The organism is Roseobacter sp. YIN89 (genome assembly GCF_057219365.1).
In genome coordinates this window covers 20,617-38,233 of record NZ_JBXVVD010000001.1, presented here as the reverse complement: position 1 = coordinate 38,233, position 17,617 = coordinate 20,617, and the positions used below count along the sequence as shown (strand labels likewise).

The 17,617-nt window shown below is 56.7% G+C and carries 17 protein-coding genes; 12 read left to right on the top strand and 5 right to left on the bottom strand.

Annotated features, from left to right (window positions below; translation table 11 throughout):
* Window positions 1-3 precede the first annotated feature (3 nt).
* The 3 genes from tdh to AC2D8V_RS00170 all read right to left on the bottom strand — a co-directional run bounded on the left by tdh (window position 4) and on the right by AC2D8V_RS00170 (window position 2,900).
* Entirely contained in the window at window positions 4-1,050 is a 1,047-nt protein-coding gene (gene tdh, locus AC2D8V_RS00180; protein ID WP_484731486.1) for an L-threonine 3-dehydrogenase, read from the bottom strand.
* Window positions 1,047-2,234 carry a glycine C-acetyltransferase gene (locus AC2D8V_RS00175; RefSeq protein ID WP_484731485.1) on the bottom strand — a complete coding sequence of 396 codons (1,188 nt, stop codon included), beginning with the start codon at window positions 2,232-2,234 and terminating at the stop codon, window positions 1,047-1,049. Before AC2D8V_RS00175 ends, tdh begins: the two co-directional genes overlap by 4 nt.
* A 102-nt stretch (window positions 2,235-2,336) precedes the next feature.
* The gene (locus AC2D8V_RS00170) at window positions 2,337-2,900 is read right to left on the bottom strand and encodes a helix-turn-helix domain-containing protein (RefSeq protein ID WP_484732636.1); all 564 of its coding nucleotides are present in this window, start codon (window positions 2,898-2,900) and stop codon (window positions 2,337-2,339) included.
* Between the two features lie 123 nt (window positions 2,901-3,023).
* Between AC2D8V_RS00170 and AC2D8V_RS00165 the strand changes: the two genes are divergently transcribed.
* A complete protein-coding gene (locus AC2D8V_RS00165; RefSeq protein WP_484731484.1) occupies window positions 3,024-4,202 on the top strand; it encodes an acetyl-CoA C-acyltransferase family protein in 1,179 nt (392 codons plus the stop codon).
* A gap of 6 nt (window positions 4,203-4,208) precedes the next feature.
* On the opposite strand, the gene ubiB is transcribed toward AC2D8V_RS00165, so the two are convergent.
* Together ubiB and ubiE are read right to left on the bottom strand one after the other, a co-directional pair.
* A complete protein-coding gene (gene ubiB / locus AC2D8V_RS00160) occupies window positions 4,209-5,756 on the bottom strand; it encodes a 2-polyprenylphenol 6-hydroxylase (RefSeq protein WP_484731483.1) in 1,548 nt (515 codons plus the stop codon).
* 41 nt (window positions 5,757-5,797) lie between these two features.
* Window positions 5,798-6,550, bottom strand: coding sequence for a bifunctional demethylmenaquinone methyltransferase/2-methoxy-6-polyprenyl-1,4-benzoquinol methylase UbiE (ubiE, locus tag AC2D8V_RS00155; protein WP_484731482.1), 753 nt, complete (start codon window positions 6,548-6,550; stop codon window positions 5,798-5,800).
* 85 nt (window positions 6,551-6,635) lie between these two features.
* On the opposite strand from ubiE, the gene AC2D8V_RS00150 reads away from it, so the two are divergent.
* The 11 genes from AC2D8V_RS00150 (at window position 6,636) to AC2D8V_RS00100 (ending at window position 17,573) form a co-directional block, all read left to right on the top strand.
* Entirely contained in the window at window positions 6,636-7,274 is a 639-nt protein-coding gene (locus tag AC2D8V_RS00150; protein WP_484731481.1) for a hypothetical protein, read from the top strand.
* Window positions 7,267-8,145 (top strand): bifunctional DNA-formamidopyrimidine glycosylase/DNA-(apurinic or apyrimidinic site) lyase, encoded by an 879-nt coding sequence (gene mutM / locus AC2D8V_RS00145; RefSeq protein WP_484731480.1) that lies wholly within the window; start codon window positions 7,267-7,269, stop codon window positions 8,143-8,145. Before AC2D8V_RS00150 ends, mutM begins: the two co-directional genes overlap by 8 nt.
* A gap of 65 nt (window positions 8,146-8,210) precedes the next feature.
* On the top strand, window positions 8,211-8,987 hold the full coding sequence (locus tag AC2D8V_RS00140; protein WP_484731479.1) for an enoyl-CoA hydratase: 777 nt from the start codon (window positions 8,211-8,213) through the stop codon (window positions 8,985-8,987).
* Between the two features lie 21 nt (window positions 8,988-9,008).
* A complete protein-coding gene (locus AC2D8V_RS00135) occupies window positions 9,009-9,413 on the top strand; it encodes an META domain-containing protein (RefSeq protein ID WP_484731478.1) in 405 nt (134 codons plus the stop codon).
* Window positions 9,414-9,609: 196 nt separating this feature from the next.
* Entirely contained in the window at window positions 9,610-9,873 is a 264-nt protein-coding gene (rpsT, locus tag AC2D8V_RS00130; protein WP_484731477.1) for a 30S ribosomal protein S20, read from the top strand.
* A gap of 500 nt (window positions 9,874-10,373) precedes the next feature.
* Window positions 10,374-11,741 carry a chromosomal replication initiator protein DnaA gene (gene dnaA, locus AC2D8V_RS00125; RefSeq protein ID WP_484731476.1) on the top strand — a complete coding sequence of 456 codons (1,368 nt, stop codon included), beginning with the start codon at window positions 10,374-10,376 and terminating at the stop codon, window positions 11,739-11,741.
* A gap of 140 nt (window positions 11,742-11,881) precedes the next feature.
* Window positions 11,882-13,000 carry a DNA polymerase III subunit beta gene (dnaN, locus tag AC2D8V_RS00120; protein ID WP_484731475.1) on the top strand — a complete coding sequence of 373 codons (1,119 nt, stop codon included), beginning with the start codon at window positions 11,882-11,884 and terminating at the stop codon, window positions 12,998-13,000.
* A 48-nt stretch (window positions 13,001-13,048) separates the two neighbouring features.
* Window positions 13,049-14,149 (top strand): DNA replication/repair protein RecF, encoded by a 1,101-nt coding sequence (gene recF / locus AC2D8V_RS00115; protein WP_484731474.1) that lies wholly within the window; start codon window positions 13,049-13,051, stop codon window positions 14,147-14,149.
* Window positions 14,146-14,766, top strand: a complete 621-nt coding sequence (locus AC2D8V_RS00110; RefSeq protein ID WP_484731473.1) for a LysE family translocator — start codon at window positions 14,146-14,148, stop codon at window positions 14,764-14,766. The genes recF and AC2D8V_RS00110 overlap by 4 nt, the downstream gene beginning before the upstream one ends.
* Window positions 14,767-14,844: 78 nt before the next feature.
* The gene (gyrB, locus tag AC2D8V_RS00105; RefSeq protein ID WP_484731472.1) at window positions 14,845-17,259 is read left to right on the top strand and encodes a DNA topoisomerase (ATP-hydrolyzing) subunit B; all 2,415 of its coding nucleotides are present in this window, start codon (window positions 14,845-14,847) and stop codon (window positions 17,257-17,259) included.
* Window positions 17,260-17,291: 32 nt separating this feature from the next.
* On the top strand, window positions 17,292-17,573 hold the full coding sequence (locus AC2D8V_RS00100) for a hypothetical protein (protein WP_484731471.1): 282 nt from the start codon (window positions 17,292-17,294) through the stop codon (window positions 17,571-17,573).
* Window positions 17,574-17,617 lie beyond the last annotated feature (44 nt).

The window sequence follows — 17,617 nt, the reverse complement described above, 5'->3', positions numbered from 1 at the left end:
CGATCATTGTGACCAATCCAGCACGACCTTGCCACTTTTTCCCGACCGCATAACGTCAAAACCCTGAACAAAATCATCGACGGGAAACCGATGCGTAATAACGCCACTGACATCGAGACCGTTTTGCAGCATCGCAATCATCTTGTACCAGGTTTCAAAAATTTCGCGCCCATAGACCCCCTTGATGGTAATGGCCTTAAAGACGATGCGGCTCCAATCCACAGGGGACTTGCCCGGAGGAATGCCGAGCATGGCGATCCTGCCCCCCATGGTCATTGCGTCAACCATCTGATCAAGCGCGCGTTGATTGCCCGACATTTCCAAACCGACATCAAACCCCTGCTTCATCTTCAGATCAGAGACTAATTCGGCCAAATCCTGTTCTGCCACGTTGACGGGAACAACATCTGCCACCTGTCCGGCAAGTGCGAGACGGTCCGCGTTTATGTCTGTGATGACGACATGGCGCGCACCCGCGTGACGCGCCACCGCAGCGGCCATGATGCCGATGGGGCCTGCGCCTGTTATCAGAACGTCCTCGCCAATCAGGTCAAAGCTGAGCGCGGTATGGACCGCGTTACCCAGCGGGTCGAGAATCGCGCCGATGTCATCAGAGATGTCATCCGGCAAAGGGACCACATTGAAGGCGGGCAATCGCAGATATTGCGCAAAAGCGCCCTGTTCGTTCACACCGATGCCGCGCGTTGCCGGATCGAGGTGAAATTTTCCGGCCCTGCTTTGCCGAGACGTTTTTCCGATGAGGTGGCCTTCGCCGGAACATCGCTGCCCGATGTTCAAATCCGTCACGTTGCGCCCGACGTCGACGATTTCGCCGGCAAACTCGTGGCCGGTAATCAGCGGGACCGGAACGGTGTTTGCCGCCCAATCGTCCCAGTTCCAGATGTGGATGTCGGTGCCACAGATACCTGTTTTGCGAATCTTGATCAGAACATCGTCCGACCCGATCTCCGGAACGGGGGCATGGGTCATCCAAAGACCCTCGCGTGGATAGGCTTTGCACAGAGCTTTCATTTCGTTGCTGTGTGTCATTCTATTACCCCGCAGGCCTTGCCTGCTTTTTCAAAAGCCGCCAAAGCGCGGTCGAGATCATCACGGCTGAGCGCAGCACTCATTTGTGTACGGATGCGCGCCTGCCCTCGCGGGACCACCGGAAAAAAGAAACCGGAGACGAAGACGCCCTCTTCAAACAGTTTGGCGGCCATATCCTGCGCCAATTGCGCCTCGCCCAGCATCACAGGAACAATCGGGTGCTCTCCGGGCAATAGATCAAACCCCAGATCGGAAAGCCCGTTACGCCAGTACACGGTATTTTCTGCCAACTGCGCGCGCAGATCATCCCCGGATTCGACCAGATCCAGCGCCGCAATACCTGCTGACACGATTGATGGCGGAAGCGAATTAGAAAAGAGGTAAGGGCGCGCACGTTGGCGCAGCAGGTCGATCACCGGCTGCGGCCCTGCAATATACCCACCGATTGCGCCGCCCAGCGCCTTTCCAAGGGTGCCGGTCAGCACATCAACGTCCACGCCCGCCGCTGCCGGAGTTCCGCGACCCTTTGGGCCAACGAATCCAGTCGCGTGGCAGTCATCGACCATGACCATTGCATCGTACTGATCTGCGAGTGCCTTAATCTCGGGCAGTTTGGCGAGGTAGCCATCCATGCTGAAAACGCCATCAGTCGCGATCATGATAAAGCGGGCGCCCTCCTCTCGGGCCAGCTTCAGTTGCCCTTCAAGATCGGCCATATCCGAATTGGCGTAACGGTATCTTTTCGCTTTGCAGAGCCTGATCCCGTCGATGATCGACGCGTGATTTAGCGCATCAGAAATCACGGCATCCTCGGGGCCGAGAAGCGGCTCGAACAGGCCACCGTTGGCGTCAAAACAGGCGGCGAACAGGATGGAATCGTCCATGCCAAGAAAGGTTGCCAATCGCCTTTCCAACTGGCGATGCAGGTCTTGTGTGCCGCAGATGAACCGCACAGAAGCCATTCCGAACCCCCTGGGCACCATCGCATCTTTTGCGGCTTCAATGAGCGCAGGGTGGTCGGCTAATCCAAGGTAATTGTTTGCACACAAGTTGATAACAGAGCGCGCGCCGACATTGATCTGACCCGACTGCGGTGATGTAATCTCCCGCTCGCGTTTCATCATACCATCCGCCTCGATCTGATCGAGTGTCGATTGGATGTGAGCGAGATAAGCTGAGGTCATGGATCATTCTCCTTTACCCTCGGCTTATAACATGACGGAACTGATTCCGAAATACTGGATTTACGTTATTTTGGAATTTTTCCTGTATACAGGAATTTTTGCCTAAGCATCCTGCACGACCAGAAATGCCCGCGCTGCCCCGATTGCTACGATCCGATGCGCGACATCGGCTGCGTAACGGGCCGTGTCGCCAGCCTGAAGGCGGCTGTGGTTATCGCCGCTGTGAACGTCCAGAACGCCTTCGATTACCGTGAGATGTTCGCGGGCCCCGCGGGCATGCGGCTTGCTGTCCAGCACGCCATCAAGGCCGAAAACCAGTTCGTACACTTCGTGTTTGCCCGCTTCTTCCGGTGGAGAAAGAATTCGAATCTTAACGTTTTTCCCCAAGTTATTGATGGTTGGCACGTCATCTGAGCGTAGAGTCTCGATTTTTGCGGGGCCTGTCGAAAGATCAAGCAGCCCTGCGAAATCGACACCCAGAGCGCGCGTAAGGTTCCAAAGCGTTGATATGGTCGGGCTGCTCTCGCCCCGCTCTATCTGACTGACCATTGACCGCGAAACACCCGACAGTTTTGCCACCGCTTCAAGCGAAAGGCCCTGATCGCGTCGCGCTTCCTTGAGGCGGGCGGGCAGTTGGGTCAGGATCGTATCCGTGTTTTCCGTCATACCGGAGGATTGGCCGACATCAGGGACAAAGTCAACGATCATGCGACCTTGTGACGAAACGTCTTGGCTGACATTTCCCGCGTTCGACCGCATAGTATGCACGAACTGATCAAGGAGCCAGCAATGACCAATGACATCGTAATCCTCGACGGCGCACGCACCGCTATCGGTACCTTTGGCGGAGCGCTTGCGGCGACCCCCCCTATTGATCTTGCGGCGACGGCGAGTAAAGCCGCGCTTGAGCGTTCGGGCGTGGACGGTGCACAGATCGGGCATGTGACCTTCGGCCATGTGATCAATACAGAGCCGCGCGACATGTATCTCAGCCGTGTGGCCGCGATGGAGGCCGGTGTTCCAGAAACGGTACCTGCAATGAATGTGAACCGTCTGTGCGGTTCCGGTGCGCAGGCGATCGTGTCGGTAATCCAGTCCTTAATGCTGGGTGATGCAGACTTTGGCCTCGCCGGGGGAGCCGAAAACATGTCGCGGTCTCCTTTCATCATGCCACAGCAAAGATGGGGCGCGAAGATGGGCGATGTAAAATCGCTCGATATGATGCTTGGCGCGCTGAACTGCCCTTTCGGAACGGGGCACATGGGCGTGACTGCTGAGAATGTTGCCGCAGAACACGGGATCAGCCGTGAGGATCAGGATGCCTTTGCCCTGCAAAGCCAAGAGCGTGCAGCCCATGCGCTTGAGGCAGGATATTTTGACAGTCAGATTACGCCGGTAGAAGTACGCGTGAAGCGGGACATGGTCGCCTTCACGCGCGACGAGCACCCCAAAGCCACAACCGCAGAAGCGCTCGCCGGTTTGCGGCCCGTTTTTCAAAAAGAGGGATCAGTAACGGCTGGCAACGCCAGTGGTATTAATGACGGCGCGGCGGCTCTTGTTCTCGGTACGGCAGAAGCCGCTGAAAAGGCAGGGCTGACCCCCAAGGCACGGGTGCTGGGCTATGCGCATGCGGGCGTCCGGCCAGAGGTCATGGGGATCGGCCCTATTCCCGCCGTACGCAACCTGTTCGAGCGCACCGGCCTGTCAGCAGAAGATTTCGACGTTGTCGAAAGCAACGAGGCGTTTGCAGCGCAGGCGCTGGCGGTCAGCAACGAACTGGGATTTGACCCTGCAAAGGTGAACCCGAACGGCGGTGCCATCGCCTTGGGTCACCCCGTCGGGGCGACAGGGGCCATCATCACGATCAAGGCGCTTTACGAGTTGGAGCGGATTGGTGGCAAGCGTGGTCTCATCACGATGTGCATCGGCGGGGGTCAGGGGATCGCTCTGGCGATCGAGCGCCTGTAACGAAGCCTAGAAAAACAGCGTATCGATCAGGATCAAAGTCAGAGACCCTGAAACCCCGATAGAAATGCCAAGGATTGCCGCGCCAAAGGCCCAGCGTAACAAGCTGCGGTCACGGCGCGGTGGTTCCGGATTGCTTTGCTGGATGAGTGCTGTCTCTACAAGACGTGGCAGGCGCGGACCGAAACGGGAAATAACCCGAGCGGTTTTCGCAAAATCGTTCAACGTGGCCAGCGGACCAATAGACTTGGATATGTAGCTTGAGACAATCGGGCTTGCCACTTGCCAAATGTTGATCTGTGGGTTGAGAGAGCGTGCCACGCCCTCAACGACAACCATCGTACGTTGCAGCAGGATTAGCTCTGTTCGCGTTTCCATGCCAAATCGTTCGGTCACTTCGAACAGGTAGCTCAACAGCCTGCCCATGGAAATCTTGGTTGCATCCATGCCGAAGATGGGTTCGCCAACAGCCCGCAACGCACGCGCAAACTCGTCAACATCGCGGTCCGCCGGAACGTAGCCTGCTTCAAAGTGCACTTCGGCTACGCGTTTGTAGTCACGCCGGATGAAACCGTAGAGTATCTCGGCGTAGACGCGACGTGTGTATTCGTCGATATGCCCCATGATGCCAAAGTCAAAGGCAACAATATCGCCATTAGGTGCCACTTTCAGATTTCCCTGATGCATGTCACCGTGAAAAAAACCATCGCGCAGCGCCTGATTGAGGAACAACTGCAGCACCCGATCGCCCAGTGCAATACGATCGTGACCCGCAGCGTCCAACGCATCATTATCCCCCAGCGGGACGCCCTCGGCCCATCCCAAAGTCATGACACGCCGTGCTGACAGGTTCCACATGATGCGCGGCAGTTGGAAACCTTCGTCGTTCTCCGTGTTCGCCGCGAACTCGCTGGCAGCGGCGGATTCGAGCCGTAAATCCAGTTCGCCCTGCACCACTCCGTCAAAGTGCTTGATCACATCCATCGGGCGCAGCCGCCGCGACCCCGGCGAAAAAACCTCAACCAGACTTGCGGCAAGGTAAAAAGCGTCCACGTCCTTGGCAAAGGCACGCTCGATCCCGGGGCGCAGAACCTTGACGGCCACCGCCTCGCCCGTGGTGGCAAGCGTTGCCTTGTGCACCTGCGCAATTGATGCAGCAGCGACCGGTTCGCTGAAGTCGGTGAACATCTGATTGACGGGCAAGCCCAGTTCTTTTTCAACTTCAGCCTTGGCTACAGCGACAGAGAACGGGGGCAGTTTATCCTGCAGGACACGCAGTTGCAGCGCCAATTCATCACCAACGACATCCGGACGCGTCGACAAGATCTGCCCGAACTTGATGTAAGCAGGCCCTAGTGCTGTCAGTGCCCGGGTTACAGGCGGCATCTTGGGGTCACCCTTGTAGCCCAGCCATTTAAACGGCACCGCTAATACACGGGCCACAATGCGGATCGACGTAGGCGCTTCCATCGCATCGAGCACGACGCGCATCGCGCCGGTCCGCTCGAAGGTGGCCCCTGTGACGACCAGACGCCAGATATTATGCGGCCCGCGCATCTAGCTCTGCGCCCATGCGGGTTTTGAGCCTGCGAGAGTGCTCACAACTTCCACCCCGAATGCAGGCACGCAACGCCCATCGTCAAATTGCGGTATTTCGCATTTTCAAACCCGGCTTGGCGGATCATACCCAGAAAGGTTGCCTGATCCGGAAAACGACGGATCGATTCCACCAGATACTGGTAGCTGTCCCTGTCATTTGCGATCATCTGCCCCATGCGCGGTATTACGTTAAAGCTGTAAAGGTCATAGGCTTTCTGCAAGCCGGGGTTCGGCAACTGGCTGAATTCAAGCACCATGAGACGGCCGCCGGGTCTGAGCACCCGGAACGCTTCGTTCAGGGCCTCTTGCGGGCGAGTGACGTTACGGATGCCAAAGGAAATTGTGTAGACATCAAAGCTGTTGTCCGCAAACGGCAAAGCCATGGCGTCACCGGTGACCCAGTCAAGCTGATCTGACATTGCCTCTGCTTCGGCGCGCTTGCGGCCCTCGACCAGCATTGGTTCGGTCAGATCCAAAACCGTGGCGTGGCCCTGTCCTGCGCGTTTGAGAAAGCGGAACGAAATGTCGCCTGTACCGCCGGCCACATCAAGTAGTTTTTGACCCGGCCGCGGCGCGAGCCAATCCATCATCGCGTCTTTCCACAGCCGGTGAATACCACCCGACATGACGTCATTCATGATGTCGTATTTGCTCGCCACGGATGAAAAAACACCCTGCACACGCCCAGCCTTGTCGCCCTCTGCGACGGTCTCAAAACCGAAGTGGGTTGTTTTATCGTCCTGATCCATCATGTCTTGCTGTGGTCCTTGCAGTTCTTTTGTTGTTATAGAGCGCAGGGAAGCAGGCACAATGCGGTCGTTTGGTCACAGGTTGGAAATGACAGACACAACAGATACCGAGACGGAAAGCTGGAACGAGGCGCGCCATACCGGCGTCGCGCGCGTTTTGCGACTGGTCATGTCGGGCCTTATGGTCTTGGCTTCGGTAGTATTGTTTTTTGTCATCGATCCGTCGTTACGCAGCTCCGTCTGGGTCGTGTTGCTGATTGTTGCCCTGATCGCCGCCGGCATTTACGACATCCTGAGCGTTCTGCGGTCGCGGGTTTACTGGAATGACACCGGCATTCGCCGCAAAGGTTTGTTGCGCCAGGGGCGGCTTCACCTGTGGCAGGACCTGACGTATATCGAAAAGTCGATGAACAGCCGGGCGACCGTGCTGACGTTCAAGGGTGTCTGGAAGATCAAGATCTTTTGGGCATACCGTGCACACCGCGAACTGGCAGCACTGGCCAAGCAAAAGCTGAAAGAGAACAAGGCCGCGCGCGGTTGGCGCAAGTCCAAATCCAAACCAACCAAAGCAGACCCAAAGGCGGCCGAGAATACTCCACTGACCGCTGAGACCAGTTCAGAGACTGGCGAAGAGACCAGCGGTGCCGAAGTTGCGCCGGACACAGATACCTCCAAGGCTGCGCGGATCGAGCCGACGCTTTCGCGTCCCCCGAAGCAAGATGCCTGAACTTCCCGAAGTGGAGACCGTTCGCCGCGGGCTGGCGCCGGCGATGGAAGGGGTCGTGATAGATCGGGCTGATGTAAACCGCCCTGATCTGCGCTGGCCGTTTCCCGCCAACATGGCAGATCGGTTGACCGGAAGACGCATCGAGCGGTTACGGCGGCGTTCAAAATACATTCTGGCAGATCTAGATAGTGGCGAAACGCTGCTGGTCCATCTGGGCATGTCGGGTCGCATGGTGGTTTCGGGCGATCCGGGTGCGGATGGTCTCGCCCGGCATATGCCCGGTCAGTTCGTTCACAGTCATCCCGCGCCGGAAAAACACGATCACGTCGTCTTTCACATGGCCAATGGCACACGCGTCACCTTTAACGATCCGCGTCGCTTCGGCGCGATGGACCTTCTGGATACAGCCACGGCCGAGGCACACAAATTGTTGGCCGTGCTGGGCCCAGAACCACTGGGCAATGACTTTCACCAAGATCACCTTGTAAGTGCCTTCAAAGGGCGGATGAGCCCGGTCAAATCGGTGCTGCTGGATCAGTCCTGTGTGGCGGGTTTGGGTAATATATATGTGTGCGAGTCGCTGTATCGCGCAAAAATTCATCCCGCCCGCAAAGCTGGGCGCATTTCTGCCGGGCGTGTTGCGGCGCTGGTTCCGATCATTCGGGATGTCCTCTCGGAAGCAATAGACGCCGGTGGATCATCGCTGCGGGATTTTCGCCAAGCCGATGGCGAACTTGGATATTTCCAGCACAGTTTTGACGTGTACGGGCGCGAAGGTGAGCCGTGCAAAACGCCCGGATGTGCGCAACCCATACGCCGAATCGTACAGTCCGGTCGCTCATCTTTCTATTGTGCGCAATGCCAAAGATAGCTTGAACACCCAATTTCAGGTGATATTCACTGCAAATTCATGACAACAACGCACGAGCGCGCCTTATGGCTTATGAAACCATCATCGTCGAGATTGAGAACCACATCGCAACGGTCACACTAAACAGACCGGACGCGCTAAACGCTCTGAACGACGCGTTGATGACTGAACTGGCGGATGCGCTGACGGCTGCCCAAGCGAATGATAAAGTGCGCTGCATCGTGATAACCGGATCTGAAAAGGCTTTCGCCGCCGGAGCCGACATCGCCATGATGAGAGACAAGAGCTTTGTCGAAGCCTTCAGCGGTGATCTGTTCGCGCCTGAAACGGATCAGATCATGCGGGTACGCAAGCCGATCATCGCGGCAGTTAGCGGTTATGCGCTGGGCGGCGGGTGCGAGTTGGCCATGATGTGCGACTTCATTATCTGTTCTGAGACTGCAAAATTTGGGCAGCCCGAGATTAATCTGGGCGTCGTTGCGGGTATCGGTGGCACCCAGCGCCTTACGCGGATCGTCGGCAAATCCAAAGCAATGGACATGCACCTGACAGGGCGATTCATGGATGCACAGGAGGCTGAGCGTTCAGGCCTCGTCTCGCGCGTGGTGCCGAATAAAAAGCTGTTGGAAGAGACCCATTCCGCGGCGCAGAAGATTGCAGAGAAATCGATGATCACCGTTATGGTGGTAAAAGAAGCGGTCAATCGCGCCTATGAGGTACCATTGAGCGAGGGCCTTTTGTTTGAACGGCGCATGTTCCACGCGCTCTTTGCGACCGAAGATCAAGCCGAAGGCATGAGCGCGTTTCTTGAAAAGCGCGAGGCGCAGTTTCGCGATCGCTGATCGTTACAGAGGTGTTTACAAATGAAGCGTATCACGCCGCTCTTTCTTGCCGCTGCCTTAATGACCGCGCAGGCCACAATGGCTGAAACAATCGCCGATACCGCGTGGACGCCTGTGGCACTGAACGACACACCGTTTGAACCTGCGGGCGAGACGTTTGTGCAGTTCAATCCGGACGGCAGCTACTTTGGCAAAGACGGATGCAACCGTATTCGCGGTCGCTATGTCACAAACGGTGATGCGGTGCTGCTTGGGCCGGCTGCCGCGACAATGATGGCGTGCCCCCAAGAAATCATGGAACAGGCACAAGCTGTCACCAACGCACTTATGGCGGCCCGCAATTACGAGATTCGCGGAGAAGAACTGGTTTTGCTGGACGCGGAGGCAAATACCCTCGTCCGGCTTGCACCACGCGACACCGAATAACCAGAGCAACCAAAGCGCCATCCCGGTTTGCGTTTTGGTGTTTGCAATCGCAAATTCTTTCGCCTATAGACCCCGCCAGACATGCGCGTGCAGCCCGCTCAGGCTAGAATCACCTTTTGGACGGATTTGGTCCATTGTTGGGTTTGGCATTGCGCTTTGAACAAAGAGTAACTGAACCCTAGAAAGGTTTTCCAGCATGGCAAATTCGCCCCAAGCCAAGAAACGCGCCCGTCAGAACGAAGCCCGTTTTCAAATCAACAAAGCGCGCCGTTCGCGCATCCGCACCTTCCTGCGTCACGTAGAAGAAGCAATTGCTTCCGGCGACAAAGAAGCGGCAACCGCAGCATTGCGCGCAGCTCAACCCGAACTGATGCGCGGCGTGACAAAAGGTGTCTTTCACAAGAATACAGCTTCGCGCAAAATCTCGCGACTCGCCGCGCGGGTGAAGTCGCTAGGTTAACGAAAGCCTAAAGTCAGTAAAAAAAGCACGGCAAAAAGCCGTGCTTTTTTGTGTTTTTGAGACTCTTTTAGCAGCTTCAGAGATTCTTTTTCGAAAAGTCAGAGTCAAGATTGAAGTTCAGTTGCCCCGTCCGTTTGTAAGTTGCTACCTAGATAAAGCGATTCATTTCGCTGGGGGGACAGGCCTCTTTTCTGGACCGGTTTGCAACGGTCGCAATCAGAAAGAGAGGGCTGGGTGGTTATCAAGTGACCACCTGTCTGCATTCACCGGGTTCCGGTGTTTTGCCCTGTCAAACAATGTACGGTACGGACGGTGCAAACAGCGCTGGCGGGCCTTTTAGGCAAGCGTTGGAGCAGTGTTCATCTGTGAAATGTCCGGCGGACTGTAGCTCGACCTGTTGGTCGGGAACGGTTGGTTTTTGTCGGTCGCAAAGTATGGGGACGGACCAACCCGCAATTGGGGGACGTTCATGATTGGGAAATTTGGAACACGGGGCAATGATGACGAACGAAAAGTGGGGGCAGCTAAGGCAGCGGCTAATCAAAACAGTTGGGCAGAACAACTATAAGAACTGGATCGAGCCAATCGAGTATCACGGTACGGAAAACGGCGTGGCGACTTTTGATGTGCCGACAAACTTCTTGGGCAACTACGTCAATCAGAATTTTGCGGATGTGATCCTGCACGAACTTCGTGCAGAAGATGCAAATATCCGGCGTTTGCGTTTTGCCGTTCCGGCGCACGTCAATGCGACGACAAGGCCAAGTGCCGTGGCCGCGACCGCGACCGCAGCCGTTACCACCACGCAACGGGAAGGACGCAACGGGCTTACAACTGCGCCGCTGGATGCGCGGTTCACTTTCGACAAATTCGTCGTCGGAAAGCCAAACGAACTGGCGCATGCCGCCGCGAAACGCGTCGCGGAAGGTGGCCCTGTCACGTTTAACCCTCTGTTTCTTTATGGCGGCGTCGGGCTCGGCAAAACCCACCTCATGCATGCTATTGCTCACGAATTGCGCGAACGTCGCCCCGACCTGAACGTCCTGTACCTGTCTGCAGAGCAGTTCATGTATCGCTTTGTACAAGCTTTGCGTGACCGTAAAATGATGGACTTCAAAGAGATCTTCCGGTCGGTTGACGTCTTGATGGTCGATGATGTGCAGTTCATCGCAGGCAAAGACAGCACGCAGGAAGAATTCTTTCATACGTTCAACGCGTTGGTGGATCAGAACAAGCAGATCATCATCTCAGGCGACCGGGCACCGGGTGAAATCAAGGATATGGAGGATCGCGTAAAGTCGCGCTTGCAAAGCGGACTGGTCGTGGACCTGCACCCGACGGACTACGAATTGCGTCTGGGCATCCTGCAAAGCAAAACCGACCTTCAGCGCAAGAACTATCCGGGCCTTGAAGTCGAGGACGGCGTGCTGGAGTTCCTCGCGCATCGCATTTCAACAAACGTTCGCGTGTTGGAGGGTGCTTTGACCCGCCTGTTTGCCTTCGCTTCGCTCGTGGGTCGCGAGATCAACATGGAGTTGACGCAGGACTGCCTGTCAGACGTGCTGCGCGCATCTGAACGCAAGATCACGGTCGAAGAAATTCAGCGTAAAGTATCTGATCATTATAATATCCGGCTCAGTGACATGATTGGCCCGAAACGGCTGCGCTCCTATGCCCGTCCGCGTCAGGTTGCGATGTACCTGTGCAAAAAGATGACTTCACGGTCTCTTCCCGAGATCGGGCGCCGCTTTGGCGGACGCGACCATACCACCGTCATGCATGGCGTTAAGCGCATTGAAGAACTCAAAGTTCAGGACGGCCAGATCGCCGAAGACCTCGAATTGCTGCGCCGCGCACTCGAGGCGTGACAAAAACGTCGGTCTGCGCCGTCACAGATGGCGCAGACCTTGACGCCCTTCGCTTTCCACACGACAAATCAGGAAAAGTCTTGTGAAGTCGGCCAAAGCGGGTAATTTGCCTGTCCCGACTGCGATTAGGAAGTGGCACAATGAAAATCAGCATCGAACGCGCAGCTTTGCTCAAGGCAGTGTCTCAGGCCCAATCGGTCGTCGAGCGTCGCAATACGATCCCTATTCTTGCGAACGTGTTAATCGAAGCCGAGGGCAGTGACGTTACCTTCAGGGCAACGGACCTCGATATCGAAGTCGTCGATCGCGCGCCTGCGCAGGTCGAACGGGCTGGCGCAACGACTGTTGCAGCAACCACACTGCACGAGATTGTGCGCAAGTTGCCAGATGGTGCTTTGGTCACCTTGACCGCTGACAGCGCCACGGGCCGTCTGACGGTCGAAGCGGGGCGGTCGAACTTTTCGCTTGCGACGTTGCCGAAAGAAGACTTCCCGGTGATGGCGTCCTCGGAATATGCGTCGAACTTCTCTGCCAAAGCACCCGTATTGCGACGGCTGTTTGACAAGTCAAAATTTGCGATTTCTACCGAAGAAACGCGGTATTACCTCAACGGCGTTTACATGCATGTATCTGATGCCGAAGGCGGCAAGGTACTGCGGTGTGTCGCAACAGACGGCCACCGCCTGGCGCGGATTGATGCGGATCTGCCCGAGGGTGCATCCGACATGCCCGGTGTAATTGTGCCACGCAAAACCGTGGGCGAGTTGCGCAAACTGCTGGATTACGACGAAATGAAAATCGCCGTTTCCGTGTCAGAGACCAAAATCCGCTTTGCCACACCGGATATCACGCTGACGTCCAAGGTCATTGATGGAACGTTTCCCGATTACACCCGTGTCATTCCACAGGGCAATACGCGCAAGCTCGAAGTGGATGCTGCCGATTTTGCGCGGGCCGTGGACAGGGTTGCCACTGTCAGCTCCGAACGATCACGTGCGGTCAAACTTCAACTGGATGAAGACAGGTTGATACTTTCCGTCAACGCGCCGGATTCCGGTGCCGCGGAAGAAGAACTGGCAGTCGCCTACGGGGACGAACGTCTGGAGATCGGGTTCAACGCCAAATACCTGCTGGAAATTGCCAGCCAGGTGGATCGTGAAAACGCGGTATTCTTGTTCAACTCTTCCGGTGATCCGACACTCATGCGCGAAGGCAACGATCTGTCGGCAGTTTATGTCGTCATGCCAATGCGCGTTTGATCGGGTGCCCCTGACAGCCGTCATTCCCAACGATTGGACGAATGAGACGTGGCTTTAAGGGTTACGTCACTCACCTTGTCGCACTTCAGGTCACACAAATTGGCCCGATTGGACCTTGACGCGCGTCCGGTGGCGTTGTTCGGGGCCAATGGTGCGGGCAAGACCAACATTCTCGAAGCAGTATCTCTTTTGTCACCCGGGCGTGGCTTGCGGCGCTCCAGCGCCCATGACATGACCCGGAGGCCCGAAGCCTTGGGCTGGAAGGTGAGGGCCACAGTTGAAGCTGCTCAGCAGCCCTATGAGGTGGAAACCTGGTCAGAAGGGGGTGCCGCGCGCCATGTCAAAATTGACAGTAAGGCCGCGCCGCAGGTTGCGCTGGGCCGCGTGGCGCGCGTTCTTTGGTTGATCCCAGCGATGGACCGGCTCTGGATCGAGGGTGCAGAAGGGCGGCGGCGGTTTCTTGACCGCATGGCTCTCAGCTTTGAGCCCGGCCACGCCGAAGCCGCCCTGACCTATGAAAAGGCGATGCGCGAACGCAACCGGTTGCTAAAGGACATGGTACGAGATTCTGCATGGTACGTTGCGCTCGAATCCCAGATGGCCGATGCGGGCTGCGCAATCGATGCAAATCGCCGCGCAGCACTTGACCGGATCAGGCAGGCGCAACAAGGCGCAGCCACCGCTTTTCCTGCCGCCGAACTGCACCTGGTACACAACGACAGCGATATGCCCGTCTCTGCCGAAGCGTTTCGCGCTACTCTGGCGGACAGCCGCACACGTGATCTTGCGGCGGGGCGTACACTGATAGGTCCGCACAGAGCGGACCTTGAAGGAACCTATGCCGCCAAGCAGGTGGCCGCTCGTGACTGCTCGACAGGCGAGCAGAAGGCCTTGTTGGTCTCTTTGATCCTGGCAAACGCCCGTGCACTCGCGCAGGATTTTGGCTCTGCCCCATTGTTGCTGCTTGATGAAGTCGCCGCACACCTTGACGCAGACAGGCGCGCCGCGCTTTACGACGAGATCGTCGCGCTGGGGGCGCAGGCGTGGATGACGGGCACCGGGCCCGAGCTTTTTTCTTCGCTGGGCGAGCGATCACAGTATTTCGAAGTCTCTGAAGAGCATGGCGCATCTGCCGTGGCCCCGGTGTGACGATCGGCTGGTACGATCTGCTGCTTTACGCAGGGGCGCTCGTCATCTTGTTCCTCACCCCCGGCCCTGTATGGCTTGCTTTGATGGCGCGCGCTCTGTCGGGCGGGTTTGCAGCGGCTTGGCCGCTCGCCTTTGGCGTGGCCGTCGGCGACATCCTGTGGCCCCTTGTCGCCGTGATGGGCATCTCTTGGATCCTTTCAGTTTTCGATGTTTTCATGGACGTGCTGCGCTGGGTGGCGGCAGCCGTGTTTATCGGCATGGGGGTCATGCTCTTGCGGCATGCCCGCAAAGAAATCAGTGCGGACAGCCGGTTGACCCGCCCCGGCATCTGGGCCGGTTTTCTTGCCGGACTGGTTGCCATATTGGGCAATCCAAAAGCGGTGTTGTTCTATCTCGGCGTACTGCCGGGCTTTTTTGATTTGCGCGCCGTCACCTCGTGGGATGTTTTCGCGATCATTGCAGCATCGGTTATCGTGCCGCTTGCTGGCAATCTGGCGATGGCTGCATTTGTCGATCGCGTCAGGGTGTTTGCCACACGTCCACAGACGCTTGCCCGGATCAATATCCTTTGCGGTTGGCTGCTCATTCTGGTTGCTGTGTTGATCTTGGTGAGCTGACACAAAATCTTGTGCCGCGAGCGTGACAAACCCCCTGAAAAAGCGTATAAATTCGTGAAAATACGAAGGTGTGATCACATGTCCGAAAACGAGCAGATGCCAGACGAGTATGGCGCGAATTCCATTAAAGTTCTCAAAGGCTTAGAGGCTGTCCGCAAGCGGCCGGGCATGTATATCGGGGACACCGATGACGGGTCGGGCCTGCACCACATGGTCTATGAGGTGGTGGACAACGGAATTGACGAGGCTTTAGCCGGTCACGCGGACGCGGTAACGGTCACAATTCACGCTGACAGCTCGGTGTCGGTAAGCGACAACGGGCGCGGTATTCCGGTCGGTATCCACGAAGAAGAAGGGGTATCAGCAGCCGAAGTCATCATGACCCAGTTGCACGCTGGCGGTAAGTTCGACAGCAACTCTTACAAGGTGTCTGGTGGCCTTCACGGGGTAGGCGTCTCAGTCGTAAACGCTTTGTCCGACTGGCTCGAACTGCGCATCTGGCGCGAAGGCAAGGAACATGTTGCACGTTTTGAAGGTGGCTTTACCACGCAGCACCTCGAAGTTGTTGGCGAAACAGACCGCACGGGCACCGAAGTGCGTTTCATGGCTTCTACGAATACCTTTTCAGACGTTAACTACTCGTTCGAAACTCTGGAAAAGCGACTACGCGAACTGGCCTTCCTGAATTCAGGGGTTCGGATCATCCTGATTGATGAGCGCCCGCCAGAGCATCTGCGTTCGGAGCTATACTACGAAGGCGGCGTCAAGGAATTCGTCAAGTATCTGGACCGCCACAAGTCATCCGTCATGATCGATCCGATTTTCATCACGGGCGAGCGTGATGACATCGGCATTGAGGTCGCGATGTGGTGGAACGACAGCTATCATGAGAATGTCCTGCCCTTTACCAACAACATTCCGCAGCGCGATGGCGGCACCCACCTTGCCGGCTTTCGCGGTGCGCTTACGCGCACCATCAACAGCTACGCCCAGACATCGGGTATCGCTCGGCGCGAAAAGGTCAGCTTTACGGGAGACGACGCGCGCGAAGGCCTGACCTGTGTGCTTTCGGTCAAAGTACCTGACCCCAAGTTCTCATCCCAAACCAAAGACAAGCTTGTGTCTTCCGAAGTCAGGCCCGCGGTCGAGAGTCTGATGAACGAAAAGCTGGCGGAGTGGTTCGAGGAAAATCCGAACGAGGCAAAGATTGTCGTCGGCAAGATCATCGAAGCTGCGCAAGCACGCGAAGCTGCCCGCAAGGCACGTGAGCTGACGCGTCGGAAAACTGCGATGGACGTCAACTTTCTGGCAGGCAAGCTGAAAGACTGCTCGGAAAAAGACCCGACGAAGACCGAAGTATTTCTTGTAGAGGGTGACAGCGCCGGAGGCTCGGCGCAGACCGGCCGTGATCGTCAGACGCAAGCAATCCTGCCGCTCAAGGGTAAAATCCTCAACGTGGAACGGGCCCGGTTTGACCGCATGCTCGGCAGTCAGGAGATCGGCAATCTTGTCATGGCTCTGGGCACCGGCATCGGGCGCGACGAATTCAACATCGACAAGCTGAGATACCACAAGATCGTTATCATGACCGACGCGGACGTGGACGGTGCGCACATCCGCACGCTGCTGCTTACGTTCTTTTACCGCCAGATGCCTGAATTGATCGAGAAAGGGCATCTCTATATCGCGCAGCCGCCGCTTTACAAAGTATCGCGTGGCAAATCCGAAGTGTATCTCAAAGACGAGGCCGCGATGGAGGAATACCTGATCCAGCAGGGTATTGATGGCGCGGTACTCCGTCAGGGCAATGGCGATGAAATCGCCGGCGCTGACCTTGCCCGAGTTGTTGATCTGGCACGACAACTGCGCCGGGTTCTTGAAGCATTTCCGACGCACTACCCGCGCCACATCTTGGAACAGGCTGCAATTGCCGGCGCGTTTACGCCGGGTGCGGTCGACAATGATTTGCAGGGGGTGGCTGATGCGGTTGCAGCGCGGCTTAATCTGATAGCGCTGGAATACGAACGTGGCTGGCAAGGCCGGATCACGCAGGATCACGGCATTCGTCTCGCGCGTATCCTGCGCGGTGTCGAAGAGGTCCGCACCCTCGATGGGCGCATTCTGCGAGGCGGGGAAGCCAACAAAAGCGGCACGTTCACGCAGCATCTGCAAGAAGTCTACAAAATGCCGGCAACGCTGGTCCGCAAAGACCGGAGCCAGCTGATTAACGGCCCGATTGACCTGTTGAATGCCATCCTCGAAGAAGGTGAAAAAGGGCTCTCGTTGCAGCGCTACAAAGGCTTGGGCGAGATGAATCCGGATCAGCTTTGGGAAACGACGCTCGACCCGGATGCGCGTACGCTATTGCAGGTAAAGGTGGATGATATCGCCGAGGCAGACGACCTCTTCACCAAACTGATGGGTGATGTGGTTGAACCACGCCGCGAGTTCATCCAGCAAAATGCCCTTAGTGTCGAAAACCTCGATTTCTGATCCATGAACCGACGCGCGGAATAATGCAGGTAGTGGCTGGCCCTTCAAACGCGCCGGTCGATGGCACCATACGGCTTTGTGGCCGGGTCGATACGCCTGATTTCCCTGCGTGGATATCGCGCCACGCCGCCAAACTGGGTGTCGAGCTTATGTCGACGCAGCGCACGTCACAGTGGATTGTTTTAAGGGTCACGGGCGCGCAAGAGATGATTCACGCATTGGCGCTTGCATGCAGCCTCGGCCCCAAAAGCGTTCTGATCGACGAGATGGAGGTTCAGATTGCTTTCAAACCGCAGGAAATGCGCGGAAATTAATCAACCATCCCAATCTGCCAAAAATACAGGCAAGTTTTAGTCGA

Excerpts from the sequence above, each read along its gene's own strand:
- tdh (WP_484731486.1), bottom strand. The coding sequence starts at position 1,050 with ATGACACACAGCAACGAAATGAAAGCTCTGTGCAAAGCCTATCCACGC.
- AC2D8V_RS00175 (WP_484731485.1), bottom strand. The coding sequence starts at position 2,234 with ATGACCTCAGCTTATCTCGCTCACATCCAATCGACACTCGATCAGATC.
- AC2D8V_RS00170 (WP_484732636.1), bottom strand. The coding sequence starts at position 2,900 with ATGACGGAAAACACGGATACGATCCTGACCCAACTGCCCGCCCGCCTC.
- AC2D8V_RS00165 (WP_484731484.1), top strand. The coding sequence starts at position 3,024 with ATGACCAATGACATCGTAATCCTCGACGGCGCACGCACCGCTATCGGT.
- ubiB (WP_484731483.1), bottom strand. The coding sequence starts at position 5,756 with ATGCGCGGGCCGCATAATATCTGGCGTCTGGTCGTCACAGGGGCCACC.
- ubiE (WP_484731482.1), bottom strand. The coding sequence starts at position 6,550 with ATGATGGATCAGGACGATAAAACAACCCACTTCGGTTTTGAGACCGTC.
- AC2D8V_RS00150 (WP_484731481.1), top strand. The coding sequence starts at position 6,636 with ATGACAGACACAACAGATACCGAGACGGAAAGCTGGAACGAGGCGCGC.
- mutM (WP_484731480.1), top strand. The coding sequence starts at position 7,267 with ATGCCTGAACTTCCCGAAGTGGAGACCGTTCGCCGCGGGCTGGCGCCG.
- AC2D8V_RS00140 (WP_484731479.1), top strand. The coding sequence starts at position 8,211 with ATGGCTTATGAAACCATCATCGTCGAGATTGAGAACCACATCGCAACG.
- AC2D8V_RS00135 (WP_484731478.1), top strand. The coding sequence starts at position 9,009 with ATGAAGCGTATCACGCCGCTCTTTCTTGCCGCTGCCTTAATGACCGCG.
- rpsT (WP_484731477.1), top strand. The coding sequence starts at position 9,610 with ATGGCAAATTCGCCCCAAGCCAAGAAACGCGCCCGTCAGAACGAAGCC.
- dnaA (WP_484731476.1), top strand. The coding sequence starts at position 10,374 with ATGACGAACGAAAAGTGGGGGCAGCTAAGGCAGCGGCTAATCAAAACA.
- dnaN (WP_484731475.1), top strand. The coding sequence starts at position 11,882 with ATGAAAATCAGCATCGAACGCGCAGCTTTGCTCAAGGCAGTGTCTCAG.
- gyrB (WP_484731472.1), top strand. The coding sequence starts at position 14,845 with ATGTCCGAAAACGAGCAGATGCCAGACGAGTATGGCGCGAATTCCATT.